Origin of the sequence: Streptomyces sp. NPDC048290 (assembly GCF_040652095.1) — a bacterium.
Taxonomy (GTDB): Bacteria; Actinomycetota; Actinomycetes; order Streptomycetales; family Streptomycetaceae; genus Streptomyces.
The window spans coordinates 145,862-158,757 of the sequence record NZ_JBEZLM010000004.1 but is presented as its reverse complement, the minus strand read 5'-3'; the positions used below and the strand labels follow the sequence as shown (position 1 = coordinate 158,757).

Here is a 12,896-nt window from a genome sequence, read left to right as displayed (position 1 = left end):
AATGGAGGCGCCCGGTGTCCCTGGGGCCACGTACCCTTTTCTGTTGTGCCGAACGCCAACGAAGACAACCTCACCGCCCCGGGCCAGGTGGCCGACCGCGAGCCCGACGACCTGCTGCGGATCACCCCTGTCGCCGATGATCTCGCCCGCCGCTTCCAGGCGGCCGGCTTCCGGCTCGCCCTCGTCGGCGGCTCGGTCAGGGACGCGCTGCTCGGTCGGCTCGGCAACGATCTGGACTTCACGACGGACGCCCGCCCCGAGGCCGTGCTGAAGATTGTGCGGCCCTGGGCCGACGCCGTCTGGGAGGTCGGGATCGCCTTCGGCACGGTCGGTGCGCAGAAGGACGGCTACCAGATCGAGGTCACGACCTACCGTTCGGAGTCCTACGACCGGACCTCGCGCAAGCCCGAGGTGTCCTACGGCGACTCCATCGAGGAGGACCTGGTCCGCCGGGACTTCACCGTGAACGCCATGGCGGTGGCCCTTCCGGAGCGTACGTTCATCGATCCGCACGGCGGCCGGGACGATCTGCGCGCCCGGGTGCTGCGGACGCCGGGCACTCCGGAGGCGTCCTTCTCCGACGACCCCCTGCGGATGATGAGGGCCGCCCGCTTCGCCGCCCAGCTGGACTTCGAGGTGGCCCCCGAGGTCGTCACGGCGATGAAGGAGATGAACGCCCGGCTGGAGATCGTGTCCGCCGAGCGTGTCCGGGACGAGCTGAACAAGCTGCTGCTCTCCGCCCATCCGCGCAAGGGCCTCAGGCTCCTGGTCGACAGTGGCCTCGCGGACCATGTGCTGCCCGAGCTGCCCGCACTGCGCCTGGAGAGCGACGAGCACCACCGGCACAAGGATGTCTACGACCACTCGCTGATCGTCCTGGAGCAGGCCATCGCGCTGGAGCAGGACGGTCCCGACCTCACCCTGCGGCTGGCCGCCCTGCTGCACGACATCGGCAAGCCCCGCACCCGCCGCTTCGAGCAGGACGGCCGGGTCTCCTTCCACCACCATGAGGTCGTCGGCGCCAAGATGACCAAGAAGCGGATGACGGCGCTGAAGTACTCCAACGAGCTGGTGAAGGACGTCTCCCGGCTGGTGGAGCTGCATCTGCGGTTCCACGGCTACGGCACCGGCGAGTGGACCGACTCCGCGGTCCGCCGCTATGTCCGTGACGCCGGGCCGCTCCTGGACCGGCTGCACAAGCTGACCCGCTCCGACTGCACCACCCGGAACAAGCGCAAGGCCGCCGCGCTCTCCCGGGCCTATGACGGTCTGGAGGAGCGGATCGCCCAGCTGAAGGAGCAGGAGGAGCTGGACTCGATCCGTCCCGACCTCGACGGCAACGAGATCATGCAGCTTCTGGGCATCAAGCCCGGCCCCGCCGTCGGTGACGCCTACCAGCACATGCTGGAGCTGCGGCTGGAGAACGGGCCGATGGAGCGGGACGAGGCGGTGGCGGCGCTCAAGGAGTGGTGGGCGGCGCAGCCGCAGGAATGACGAGCAGCCGCAGCAGTGACGAGCAGCCGCGGGAATCGCGAGCGGTCGCGGGGATGACGACATGAGGGTGGGCCATGTTTCACGTGAAACATGGCCCACCCTCATGTGTGTCCGGGCCGGACGGCCTCAGTCGAGTCCTGTGCGGACGGCTCGATGTTTCACGTGAAACATCGACTCCCCGGGATCGGTTTCCGTGGGGTCGGTCCGCCCGGGGCCGGTCTCCCTAGGACCGGTCACCCCGGGGTCGATCTTCCTGAGGCCGGTCTCCCCGGGAGCCGCTCTCATCAGGGGTCGATCTCAGCGGATCAGACGTCCTTCAGGCACAGCAGGAACTCGGCACCGTCGCCCGTCTGCGCGTAGAAGCTCGTCGCTTCCTCGACCTTGCGGCACTCGGTCTCGGCCGTGAGCGAGGTGAAGTTGCCGTCGACCTTCTTCAGCACCTCCACCTCGGCGTCCGCCGAGGAGCACTCCACGATCTCCATCTCGTCCGAGGACGACGACGCGGACTTCAGACAGTCGCCCACGGCCGCCTGGTCGGCGTCGTCACGGCTGGCTATGAACGCGCCGATGGCCACGCTGACGACCACGACGCCGATGACGATGTTCTTGATGGTCTTGAAGCTGAGCTTGCGGCGGGGCTGCTCCGGCGGCACGGCGCCACCGGCGAAGGGGTTGCCCTGCTGCGGGAAGCCGGGCTGCTGGGGGATGCCGGCCTGCGGAGGAGTCTGAGCCTGACCCTGGGCGAAGGGGTTCTGCCCGTGCGGCTGGGCCGGGGGCTGGTTCTGCGCGAACGGGTTGCCCTGGGGCGGCGGAGTTGTCACGTGGGAATCCCCCTGAACATAAAGAGTGGACGAGCAGCACGATTTGACCGCGCCTAAGACCCACGTAAGTTATCGGCCCCCACTGACAACGCAGCCTTTTGAGCCCTCTCTGTGGCCTTCATGTGACACTTACCCGCCGATCAAAGCGGGCCATAGCCGCCGCAACCCCGGCATAGATCGCGGCGACGGTGAGCACCAGCGGGACGGACCGGCCGTCCGGCGGCAGCATCAGCGCGGCGACCCCGGCGGCGCTCACGAAGGCGACGTTGAACAGCACGTCGTAGAGGGCGAAGATCCGGCCGCGGAAGCCGTCGTCCACCGTGGACTGCACGACGGTGTCCGTGGCGATCTTCGCGCCCTGGGTGGTCAGTCCCAGCACGAAGGCCGCGGCCAGCAGCGGCACGGTCGTGAACGGCAGTCCCAGCGCGGGTTCCAGGACGGCCGCAGACGCCGAGCACACGGCGATCCAGCCGATGGGCCCGAAGCGGCCGACCGCCCAGGGCGTCACCACGGCCGCCACGAAGAATCCGGCGCCGGAGACGGCCAGCGCGACCCCCAGCAGGGCGAGGCCCTTCTCCGTGGTCGAGGTCAGGGCGTAGCGGCAGAGCATCAGCACGGTCACCGTCAGGGCGCCGTAGCAGAAGCGCATCAGGGTCATCGCGCCGAGCGCCCAGGCCGCCTCCCGGCGGGCGGGGGCGGCGAGATGGCGTACTCCGGCGAGCAGATCGCGTGCGGTGCCCGTGAGCGCGGCGCCCAGCCGGGGCTGGATCAATCCCGGGTCGGGGCCGAGGAGTTCGCGGGGGATGCGCAGCGAGGCGAGCGCTCCGCACAGATAGAGCCCGGCGCCGACCAGGACCACGGCGGCGTCGGAGTCGGAGACCAGCAGCCGTACGACGAAGGCGGCGCCGCCGCCCGCGGTCGCGGCGAGCGTGCCGGCCGTCGGGGAGAGGGAGTTGGCGACCACCAGCCGGTCGTCGTCGACGACCCTGGGCAGGGCGGCGGACAGGCCCGCGAGGACGAAGCGGTTGACGGCGGTGACACACAGCGCGGAGGCGTAGAACAGCCAGTCGGGGACGGAGCTGATCATCAGCAGCGCGGTCCCGGTGGCGAGCACGGTGCGCAGCAGATTGCCGTACAGGAAGACCTGGCGGCGGCGCCAGCGGTCGAGGAGGACCCCGGCGAAGGGGCCGACCAGGGAGTACGGGAGCAGCAGGACCGCCATCGCGGAGGCGATCTCGGCAGGGGTGGCCTGGCGCTCCGGTGAGAAGACGACGTAGGTGGCGAGGCCGACCTGATAGGCGCCGTCGGCGCCCTGGGAGAGCAGCCGTACGGTGAGCAGCCGCCGGAAGTCCCGCAGGCGCAGCAGAACGCGCAGATCACGTACGACGGCCATGAGGCACAGCCTCACATACGGGGAGGGTCCCCGGGTGCAATGCCCCCGGGGACCCTTGGTGGACCGTCGGGACGGGGAGCGTCCGGCGCTCCCCGTCCGGCTGACGCGGTCGGCTGACGCGGTCGGGTCAGCGCTCGACTTCGCCCTTGATGAACTTCTCCACGTTCTCCCGGGCCTGGTCGTCGAAGTACTGGACCGGCGGGGACTTCATGAAGTAGCTCGACGCGGAGAGGATCGGGCCGCCGATCCCGCGGTCCTTGGCGATCTTCGCGGCGCGCAGGGCGTCGATGATGACACCGGCGGAGTTCGGGGAGTCCCAGACCTCCAGCTTGTACTCCAGGTTCAGCGGGACGTCACCGAACGCGCGGCCCTCCAGGCGGACATAGGCCCACTTGCGGTCGTCCAGCCATGCCACATAGTCGGACGGGCCGATGTGGACGTTCTTCTCGCCCAGCTCCCGGTCGGGGATCTGGGAGGTGACGGCCTGCGTCTTGGAGATCTTCTTGGACTCCAGGCGGTCGCGCTCCAGCATGTTCTTGAAGTCCATGTTGCCGCCGACGTTCAGCTGCATCGTGCGGTCCAGGATGACCCCGCGGTCCTCGAACAGCTTCGCCATCACACGGTGCGTGATGGTGGCGCCGACCTGGGACTTGATGTCGTCGCCGACGATCGGGACGCCCGCCTCGGTGAACTTGTCCGCCCACTCCTTGGTACCGGCGATGAAGACCGGCAGGGCGTTGACGAAGCCGACCTTGGCGTCGATGGCGCACTGGGCGTAGAACTTCGCCGCGTCCTCGGAGCCGACGGGCAGGTAGCAGACGAGGACGTCGACCTGGCGGTCCTTGAGGATCTGGACGACGTCGACCGGCTCCTCGGCGGACTCCTCGATGGTCTCGCGATAGTACTTGCCGAGACCGTCGAGGGTGTGGCCGCGCTGGACGGTCACGCCCGTGGAGGGCACGTCGCAGATCTTGATGGTGTTGTTCTCGGAGGCGCCGATGGCGTCCGCGAGGTCGAGACCGACCTTCTTCGCGTCGACATCGAACGCGGCGACGAACTCCACGTCACGGACGTGGTACTCGCCGAACTGCACATGCATCAGGCCCGGCACCTTGGACGCCGGGTCGGCGTCCTTGTAGTACTCGACGCCCTGCACCAGCGACGCGGCGCAGTTGCCCACGCCGACGACGGCTACGCGAACCGAACCCATTGCGGTTGCTCCCTGTGTGTACTCGGTGTTTTTGTACTTGGTGAGGCCCTGACGGGCGTCACGTGGCGGTGTCACCGGGCGTATCCGGCCGGAGGACGTCCCCCGGCCGGGGCAGGACGCCCGGCGCTCCAGTCGTGTCCTGTGTGTTCTGTGGGGCGGCGCCGTCCGTGCCGGGGCTTCTGAGGTCCCGGCCGGCCCGCTCGCTCTCGATCAGCTCGTTCAGCCAGCGCACCTCGCGCTCCACGGACTCCATCCCGTGGCGCTGGAGCTCCAGCGTGTAGTCGTCGAGGCGCTCCCGGGTGCGGGCCAGAGAGGCGCGCATCTTCTCCAGGCGCTCCTCCAGCCGACTGCGGCGGCCCTCCAGCACGCGCATCCGGACATCGCGCGAGGTCTGCCCGAAGAAGGCGAACCGGGCGGCGAAGGTCTCGTCCTCGTACGCGTCGGGACCGGTCTGCGAGAGCAGCTGCTCGAAGTGCTCCTTGCCCTCCGCGGTCAGCCGGTAGACGATCTTCGCCCGGCGGCCCGTGAGCGGGGCGGCGTGCGCCTCCTCGGCCGTGTTCCCCGGCTCCTCGATCAACCAGCCGTTGGCGACCAGCGTCTTGAGGCAGGGATACAGCGTGCCGTAGCTGAACGCGCGGAACACTCCCAGTGACGTGTTGAGCCGTTTGCGCAGCTCATAGCCGTGCATCGGGGATTCGCGGAGCAGGCCGAGTACGGCGAACTCAAGAATCCCGGAACGCCGGCTCATGTCGCCTCCCCTCTGCTGCGGCCCGTCTGACGGGCGCCGTCACGGTCTTTATGTCGTGCTGATGTATCGACTCGATACATCAGCACGATAGAACGGCCTTCCGGATGGGACAAGAGGGAGAACGGTGAACGGCGTCACATCACTGATTCGTAGGCAGCAAGTTGCCTGATTTGGGGTGAACTTCGGGGCTAGGCGGGTTTTGACGGTGCGTAGTCTGTCCGCCATGCAGAACACCGGGAACCACGGGGCGCATGGGGACGTCCTGGTCCTCGGTGCGGTACGGACTGAATGCGGGACACACCGCGTCCGTACTTCGGGGGGACCGGAAGCCAGCCGCTTTTTCCAGGCGCGCACGGGTGCGCCTGCCCGAGGAGAAATCGTTCGATGAGCGAGCACCGTCGCAAACCGCCGCAGCCGCAGGGAGGCGGACGTGCCGCGGCCCGACGCGGCCCGAATGCCTCGTCCTCCGGCCGCCGTGCGGCACCGCGAGGCGCCACCGGGTCTCCCTCCGACGCCTATGGCTCGGGTCATGGGTCGGAAGGCGAGGAGCGGCCCTACGGCGGCCGGGCCGAGGCCCGTCGCGCCGCACAGAGGAGTACCGGAGGCAGCCGTCGCAGGGCGGCCGACCCGGGCCGGGGAGGCGCGCGGCGGTCCGCCGCGGCCAGAACGCGCGGTGGCGCGCCCAGAAAGAAGCGGATCATCGACTATCCGCGGTACGACAAGGACGGCTGGCGCCGCTGGGTGCCGTCCTGGAAGCTGGTGTCCGGCCTGGGCCTGGCCTTCACGGGCAGCCTCGTCGCCATCGCGGGCGTGGGCTACGCGCTGGTCAGCGTGCCGGACGTGGCGCTGACCGCGACCGCGCAGAACAACGTCTACTACTGGAGCGACAAGACCGAGATGGTCTCGACCGGTGGGGAGACCAACCGGCAGATCGTCAATCTCTCGCAGATCCCCAAGGCCATGCAGAACGCGGTGATCTCGCAGGAGAACAAGACCTTCGAGACCGACAAGGGCATCGACCCGAAGGGCATCGCCCGTGCCTTGTTCAACATGGCCAAGGGCGGCGACACGCAGGGTGGCTCCACGATCACCCAGCAGTATGTGAAGAACGCGATGCTGGACGACCGGTCCCAGACGGTCACCCGTAAGTTCAAGGAGCTGTTCGTCTCGATCAAGGTGGGTACCTCCGAACCCAAGGACAAGATCATGGAGGGGTACCTGAACTCGGCGTACTACGGCCGCAACGCCTATGGCATCCAGGCCGCCGCGCGGGCCTACTTCAACAAGGACGCCCTCAAACTGAACGAGGGCGAGTGCGCGTTCCTGGCGGCCACCCTCAAGGGCGCCACGTACTACGACCCCGCGGGCTCGGTGAACATCGACACCTCCGCGACCGCCGAGGCGAACAAGAAGCGGGCCCTGGGCCAGATGCAGGACACGCTCGACAAGATGGTCGAGTACGGTCGGCTGGACCCCGCCACCCGGGACAAGTACCGCGCGCTCCCCAAGGTCCAGAACCCGCGCTTCAACACCGCGCTGAGCGGACAGATCGGTTACCTCGTCGACCTGGCCAACGGCTATCTGGTCAACAACGAGGAGAAGACCGGGGTGTCCGAGCAGACGCTGCGCGAGGGCGGCCTTTCCATCTACACGACCTTCGACAAGAAGAAGGTCGACCAGTTGGAGAAGGCGGTCCAGAAGGTCCAGAAGGCGAACATCGACCCCAAGAAGCGCCCCAAGACCGACACCCACGTCCAGTTCGGCGGCGCCTCCGTCGACCCGGACACCGGTGCCATCGTCGCCATCTACGGCGGTGAGGACGCCACCACGCACTTCACCAACAACGCCGACCAGACCGGTGCCCAGGTCGGCTCGACCTTCAAGCCCTTCGTGCTGGCCGCGGCGATGAACTGGGGCGCCAGAGACCCGGAACTGGGCCAGGTGCAGGCCCAGGACGAGCGCGCCAAGGTCTCCCCCAAGAGCCTGTACAACGGCAAGAACAAGCTCAAGATCGAGAACTACGACGGCTCCATCTGGCACAACGAGGAGGGCGAGGAGTGGCTCCAGGTCAACGACGGTGACGAGACCTACGGCGATCCGCCCAACTTCGAGATCGATCTGCGCACCGCCATGCAGTTCTCGGTGAACTCCGCGTATGTGCAGCTCGGCATGGACGTCGGCCTGGACAAGGTCAAGGAGGCGGCCGTCGACGCGGGCGTGCTGGAGAGCAGCCTGGCCGGTATCGACTTCCCGTCCTTCTCCCTCGGCATCTCCGACCCCAGCGCGATCCGGATGGCGGGTTCCTACGCCACCTTCGCCGACAGCGGCAAGCAGAACGATCCGTTCTCCGTCACCCAGGTGACCAGCAAGGACGGCGAGATCTTCAAGCACGAGAAGGAGCCGAACCAGGCGTTCAGCTCGCTCGTCGCCGACAACGTCACCGATGTGCTGAAGACCGTGGTCGAGGAAGGCACGGGCACCAACGCCCAGCTGGAAGGGCGCGAGGTGGCCGGCAAGACCGGTACCACCGACGACAACCTGTCCGCCTGGTTCGTCGGATACACCCCGCAGCTGTCGACCGCGATCAGCATGTTCCGCTACCCGGACGACGAGACGGTGAAGAACCGTACGTTCCTCTCCATGTACGGCACGGGTGACCAGGAGTCGATCCACGGTGCCTCGTTCCCGTCGGAGATCTGGCACGACTACATGGCCGAGGCGCTGAAGGGCACCAAGGCGGAGAAGTTCCCGAAGCCCGAGCCCATCGGCGATGTCACCAACGACACCCCGTCGCCGACGCCCACTCCGACCGCCACGGAGACCGAGGAGGAAGAGGAGAGCCCCTCGCCCACCCCCACCCCGACCCCGACGCCCACCCCGTCGCCGACCCCGACCGCGACCTGCACCGACTTCCTGGGCTGCGGGGACGACGGCGGCACGGACAACGGAGGCACCGACAACGGTGGCACGGACAACGGCGGCACCGACGGCGGAGTGCCGGGCTCGCCCGATCCATCGAGCAGTGCCACGACGAACGGCGGGAACAACGGCAACGGGAACGGGAACGGCAACGGAACCATCTTCGGAGGTACCGGCTAGCCGCATTCCGCGCCTCGCGGATGTTTCACGTGAAACGTGGCGCTGTCCCGTCTCCTTGTTTCACGTGAAACAGGGCCCGCGTTTCACGTGAAACACGCTCCATCGCAGCCAGCAGGGCCGTCGCGTCGACCGGATGCGGCGGCCCTCACCGTTCCCCCGGCGACGTACGGCAGGATGTGCCCATGCCCAGTGCAGAAACGACGCAAGCGAGCGTGCGCGAGCCGGACACCGTGCGTCCCACCAAGGCGGACAAGATCGCCGCGAGCGGCAGTGAGCTGATCGGCGGCCCCATCGGCCGGCGCGCCCTGCTCGGGACGTCCTGGTGGACCCCGGTACGAGTGATCGCGCTCGTGGCGATCGGCATGTTCGCCCTCGGTCTGGTCCAGAAGGCGCCCTGCTACAACGGGGCCTGGTTCTTCGGCGCCAGCTCGCAGTACACGCACGCCTGCTACTCCGACATCCCGCACCTCTTCCAGGGGCGCGGGTTCGCCGACGGGCTGGTGCCGTACTTCGACCGGCTCCCCGGGGACATGCAGTATCTGGAGTACCCGGTGCTCACCGGGGTCTTCATGGAGGCCGCCTCCTGGCTCACCACCGGCAGCGGCAGCATCCAGCACCAGGAGCAGTGGTACTGGATGGTCAACGCCGGGATGCTGATGGTGTGCGCGGCGATCATCGCCGTGTGCGTCACCCGCACCCACGCCCGCCGTCCCTGGGACGGTCTGCTGGTCGCCCTGGCGCCCGCGCTGGCGCTGACCGCCACCATCAACTGGGACCTGCTGGCGGTCGCCCTGACGGCCGCGGCGATGCTGATGTGGTCGCGGGGCCGCCCGGTGGCCTTCGGTGTGCTCCTGGGGCTCGCCACGGCCGCCAAGCTGTATCCCTTCCTGCTGCTGGGACCGCTGCTCGTGCTGTGCTGGCGGGCGGGGAAGTGGCGCGACTTCGGCAAGGGCCTGGCGGGCGCGGTCGTCGCCTGGGTCGTGGTGAACCTTCCGGTGATGCTCTTCGCCTTCGAGGGCTGGTCGAAGTTCTACACCTTCAGCCAGGAGCGCGGAGTCGACTTCGGTTCGTTCTGGCTGATCCTCGCCCAGAACTCCAGCGACCCGCTGAGCACCGAGACCGTGAACACCCTGGCCACCCTGCTGATGCTGCTGAGCTGCGCGGGGGTTGCCGCCCTCACCCTGACCGCGCCCCGGCGGCCCCGGTTCGCCCAACTGGCGTTCCTGATCGTCGCGGCCTTCATCCTCACCAACAAGGTCTACTCGCCGCAGTACGTGCTCTGGCTGATCCCGCTGGCGGTGCTGGCCCGGCCCAAGTGGCGGGACTTCCTGATCTGGCAGGCGTGCGAGGTGGCGTACTTCCTGGGCATCTGGATGTACCTCGCGTACACGACCAGCGGCGACGCCCACAAGGGCCTGCCGACCGACGGCTACCACTGGGCCATCGCCGCCCATCTGGCCGGGACGCTCTATCTGTGCCTGATGGTCGTCCGGGACATCCTGCTGCCCGAGCGGGACGTGGTCCGGCTGGCGGGGGACGACGACCCGTCCGGCGGGGTGCTCGACAGGGCGCGGGACGTCTTCGTCATCGGACCGGCGGCACGGGCGGCTGCGCGGCGCGCCGAGCAGGACGCGGTGGGGGACGGTCCGGCGGTGGCATGGGGGTCGCGTTCGCTCTGAGCGAACAAGGCGCCGGGTGCGGGGCGGACACCGGCCCGCGGCACGGGCCGGACGGTATGCGGAAGGGCCGTACGCGGGGTGCGCGTACGGCCCTTGCGGCTGTCCGGGGTCGGCCCGGGGTCAGCGGTCCATGATGCGGTCGAACTGGGTGGTGGTGTGCCGCAGATGGGCCACCAGTTCGTCACCGACCTTGGGCTCGGGAGCGTCCGAGGGCACGAACAGGATCGACACCTGCATGTGCGGCGGCTCCGCGAACCAGCGCTGCTTGCCGCCCCATACGAACGGCGACAGATTCCGGTTGACCGTGGCGAGACCGGCGCGGGCGACGCCCTTGGCGCGCGGCATGACGCCGTGCAGCGCCTTCGGGGCCTCCAGACCCACCCCGTGCGACGTTCCGCCCGCGACGACCACCAGATAGCCGTCCGACGCCGTCTTCTGCTGGCGGTAGCCGAAGCGGTCGCCCTTGGCGACCCGTGTCACGTCCAGGACGGCGCCGCAGTACTCGGTGGCGTCGTGGTCGCCGAGCCACAGCCGGGTGCCGATCCGGGCGCGGAAGCGGGTCTGCGGGAACTGCTGCTGGAGCCGGATGAGTTCGTCCGACTTGAGATGGCTGACGAACATGGTGTGCAGCGGCAGCCGGGCCGCGCGCAGCCGGTCCATCCAGCCGATGACCTCCTCGACGGCGTCGGAGCCGTCCGTGCGGTCCAGCGGCAGATGGATGGCGAAGCCCTCCAGGCGCACGTTCTCTATGGCGGCGTGCAGCTGGGGCAGGTCCTGCTCGCTGATGCCGTGCCGCTTCATCGAGGACATCACCTCGATGACGACCCGCGCGCCCACGAGGCCGTAGACGCCGTCCACAGAGGACACCGAGCGGATCACCCGGTCCGGCAGCGGTACCGGCTCCTCACCGCGCCGGTAGGGCGTCAGTACCAGCAGGTCGCCCCCGAAGAAGTCCTTGATGCGCGCCGCCTCGTACGTGGTGCCGACGGCGAGGACCTCGGAGCCCATCCGGGTGGCCTCCTCCGCCAGCCGTTCGTGCCCGAAGCCGTAGCCGTTGCCCTTGCACACCGGGACCAGTCCCGGGAACTGCTCCGTCACGTGCTTCTGGTGCGCCCGCCAGCGCGCGGTGTCGACGTACAGCGTGAGCGCCATGGCCGGACCTGGAACCTTTCTCGTGGCTGCGGTGTATCAGAGGTATGAACCTGCGGTGTAGCAGAGGTGTGAGTGCTATGGAAACAGATGTTCCGGACTCAGCGGCGCGACATGTAGATGTCGAGCGCCTTGTGCAGCAGCTTGTTGAGCGGGAAGTCCCACTCGCCGAGATACTCGGCCGCCTGCCCGCCCGTGCCCACCTTGAACTGGATCAGACCGAAGAGATGGTCGGACTCGTCCAGCGAGTCGGAGATGCCCCGCAGGTCATAGACGGTCGCGCCGAGCGCGTACGCGTCGCGCAGCATCCGCCACTGCATCGCGTTCGAGGGCCGGACCTCCCGGCCGATGTTGTCGGAGGCCCCGTAGGAGTACCAGACATGGCCGCCCACGATCAGCATCGTCGCGGCGGAGAGGTTCACACCGTTGTGCCGGGCGAAGTAGAGCCGCATCCGGTTGGGGTCCTCGGAGTTGAGGGCCTTCCACATGCGCTCGAAGTACGACAGCGGGCGGGGCCTGAAGTGGTCGCGCACGGCCGTGATCTCATACAGCCGCTGCCACTCCGCGAGGTCCTGGAACCCGCCCTGGACGACCTCGACCCCGGCCTTCTCGGCCTTCTTGATGTTCCGCCGCCACAACTGGTTGAAGTTCTTGTGCACCTCTTCCAGCGACCGGTTCGCCAGCGGCACCTGGTACACATAACGGGGCTGTACGTCGCCGAAGCCGGCCCCGCCGTCCTCGCCCTGCTGCCAGCCCATCCGGCGCAGCTTGTCGGCGACCTCGAAGGCGCGCGGCTCGATGAAGTCGGCCTCGATGTCCCGCAGCCGCTTCACATCCGGGTCCTGGATGCCCCTCTTGATGGACGCGGCCTCCCAGCGCCGGATGATCACCGGCGGGCCCATCTTCACGGAGAAGGCGCCCTGCTGCTTCAGATGGGCCAGCATCGGCTGAATCCAGTCGTCCAGATTCGGCGCGAACCAGTTGATGACCGGGCCCTCGGGGAGATACGCGAGATAGCGCTTGATCTTGGGCAACTGCCGGTACAGCACCATCCCCACGCCCACGAGTTCACCGGTGCGGTCGTCGAACCAGCCCAGATTCTCCGCCCGCCACTCCGCCTTGACGTCCGCCCAGGCCGGGACCTGCATGTGACTCGCCGCGGGCAGGCTCTGGATGTACGCCAGATGGTGCTCGCGGCTGATGGTCCTCAGGGTCAGACTCATGTCGGGGCGCTCCTCGGGCTGGTGTGTCCCCATGGGTACAGGGGCTCCGGCTCTCGCGCCGAAGCCTACTGCGCCCAGCC

Annotated in this window: 9 protein-coding genes; 3 read left to right on the top strand and 6 right to left on the bottom strand. The window is 68.4% G+C overall.

The genetic code is table 11. From position 1 onward, the window contains the following. Nucleotides 1–45: 45 nt before the first annotated feature. Nucleotides 46–1,494 (top strand): CCA tRNA nucleotidyltransferase, encoded by a 1,449-nt coding sequence (locus AB0D49_RS07855; RefSeq protein WP_362752516.1) that lies wholly within the window; start codon nucleotides 46–48, stop codon nucleotides 1,492–1,494. Between the two features lie 305 nt (nucleotides 1,495–1,799). On the opposite strand, the gene AB0D49_RS07850 is transcribed toward AB0D49_RS07855, so the two are convergent. From AB0D49_RS07850 to AB0D49_RS07835, 4 genes are all read right to left on the bottom strand, one after another. Beyond that, complete coding sequence (locus AB0D49_RS07850; protein ID WP_362752513.1) at nucleotides 1,800–2,315, bottom strand: hypothetical protein; 516 nt, start codon at nucleotides 2,313–2,315, stop codon at nucleotides 1,800–1,802. Between the two features lie 118 nt (nucleotides 2,316–2,433). Continuing rightward, on the bottom strand, nucleotides 2,434–3,708 hold the full coding sequence (locus AB0D49_RS07845; protein WP_362752510.1) for an MFS transporter: 1,275 nt from the start codon (nucleotides 3,706–3,708) through the stop codon (nucleotides 2,434–2,436). 127 nt (nucleotides 3,709–3,835) lie between these two features. Beyond that, a complete protein-coding gene (locus tag AB0D49_RS07840) occupies nucleotides 3,836–4,918 on the bottom strand; it encodes an inositol-3-phosphate synthase (RefSeq protein WP_362752507.1) in 1,083 nt (360 codons plus the stop codon). A gap of 58 nt (nucleotides 4,919–4,976) precedes the next feature. Beyond that, on the bottom strand, nucleotides 4,977–5,666 hold the full coding sequence (locus AB0D49_RS07835) for a helix-turn-helix transcriptional regulator (protein ID WP_362752504.1): 690 nt from the start codon (nucleotides 5,664–5,666) through the stop codon (nucleotides 4,977–4,979). Nucleotides 5,667–6,050: 384 nt separating this feature from the next. Here AB0D49_RS07835 and AB0D49_RS07830 point away from each other — a divergent pair, with 384 nt between their 5' ends. Together AB0D49_RS07830 and AB0D49_RS07825 are read left to right on the top strand one after the other, a co-directional pair. Beyond that, the gene (locus tag AB0D49_RS07830; RefSeq protein WP_362752502.1) at nucleotides 6,051–8,765 is read left to right on the top strand and encodes a transglycosylase domain-containing protein; all 2,715 of its coding nucleotides are present in this window, start codon (nucleotides 6,051–6,053) and stop codon (nucleotides 8,763–8,765) included. Nucleotides 8,766–8,947: 182 nt separating this feature from the next. Next, the gene (locus AB0D49_RS07825) at nucleotides 8,948–10,444 is read left to right on the top strand and encodes a glycosyltransferase 87 family protein (RefSeq protein ID WP_362752500.1); all 1,497 of its coding nucleotides are present in this window, start codon (nucleotides 8,948–8,950) and stop codon (nucleotides 10,442–10,444) included. A 120-nt stretch (nucleotides 10,445–10,564) separates the two neighbouring features. Here the strand turns inward: AB0D49_RS07825 and AB0D49_RS07820 are convergent, their stop codons facing one another. Together AB0D49_RS07820 and femX are read right to left on the bottom strand one after the other, a co-directional pair. Further along, complete coding sequence (locus AB0D49_RS07820; RefSeq protein WP_362752497.1) at nucleotides 10,565–11,596, bottom strand: alanine racemase; 1,032 nt, start codon at nucleotides 11,594–11,596, stop codon at nucleotides 10,565–10,567. Between the two features lie 98 nt (nucleotides 11,597–11,694). Then, entirely contained in the window at nucleotides 11,695–12,816 is a 1,122-nt protein-coding gene (gene femX / locus AB0D49_RS07815; RefSeq protein WP_362752494.1) for a peptidoglycan bridge formation glycyltransferase FemX, read from the bottom strand. Nucleotides 12,817–12,896: the final 80 nt, after the last annotated feature.

What these genes read in the sequence shown, in the direction of transcription:
- AB0D49_RS07825 (WP_362752500.1), top strand. Translation starts at nt 8,948, where the DNA reads ATGCCCAGTGCAGAAACGACGCAAGCGAGCGTGCGCGAGCCGGACACC.
- AB0D49_RS07840 (WP_362752507.1), bottom strand. Translation starts at nt 4,918, where the DNA reads ATGGGTTCGGTTCGCGTAGCCGTCGTCGGCGTGGGCAACTGCGCCGCG.
- AB0D49_RS07830 (WP_362752502.1), top strand. Translation starts at nt 6,051, where the DNA reads ATGAGCGAGCACCGTCGCAAACCGCCGCAGCCGCAGGGAGGCGGACGT.
- AB0D49_RS07835 (WP_362752504.1), bottom strand. Translation starts at nt 5,666, where the DNA reads ATGAGCCGGCGTTCCGGGATTCTTGAGTTCGCCGTACTCGGCCTGCTC.
- AB0D49_RS07820 (WP_362752497.1), bottom strand. Translation starts at nt 11,596, where the DNA reads ATGGCGCTCACGCTGTACGTCGACACCGCGCGCTGGCGGGCGCACCAG.
- femX (WP_362752494.1), bottom strand. Translation starts at nt 12,816, where the DNA reads ATGAGTCTGACCCTGAGGACCATCAGCCGCGAGCACCATCTGGCGTAC.
- AB0D49_RS07845 (WP_362752510.1), bottom strand. Translation starts at nt 3,708, where the DNA reads ATGGCCGTCGTACGTGATCTGCGCGTTCTGCTGCGCCTGCGGGACTTC.